Origin of the sequence: Sphingomonas sp. CCH9-E2, from assembly GCF_001557215.1 — a bacterium.
Lineage (GTDB): Bacteria > Pseudomonadota > Alphaproteobacteria > Sphingomonadales > Sphingomonadaceae > Sphingomonas.
In genome coordinates, this window is record NZ_LSJM01000162.1 from 1 (window position 1) to 319 (window position 319).

General features: G+C 72.4%; 1 protein-coding gene. It reads left to right on the plus strand.

What is annotated here, in order from left to right; translation table 11 throughout:
* Nucleotides 1-39: 39 nt before the first annotated feature.
* Nucleotides 40-319: hypothetical protein (locus tag AX681_RS08490; protein WP_443026114.1), on the plus strand; the 280-nt coding region annotated here is incomplete at its 3' end.

The window sequence follows — 319 nt, forward strand, 5'->3', positions numbered from 1 at the left end:
CGTCAGGTGGCGGAGAAGGTCCGCGACAAGGCGCGAGGCATGTTCGCCGGATTCCGGCCGAAGCCAGCGACCGAGAAAGCGATGTCGCCGGAGCGTGGTGAGACCGATCGCGCGCTGGCGCCCTCGCAATCCAAGGCGATCGAACGCTACGGGCGCGCGGCGGCCGACATGGACAGGATGCGCGATCAGGGGTTGCCGGTGCTGGCGCACCAGGAGAGCGCATTGCAGCGCGCCAGCGAGGCACTCGACCAGACCCGGCCCCACGCCGCGCGCGACCTCGCCAGCGCGATCGAGCGCGACCCCCGGCTCGCGCGCGACG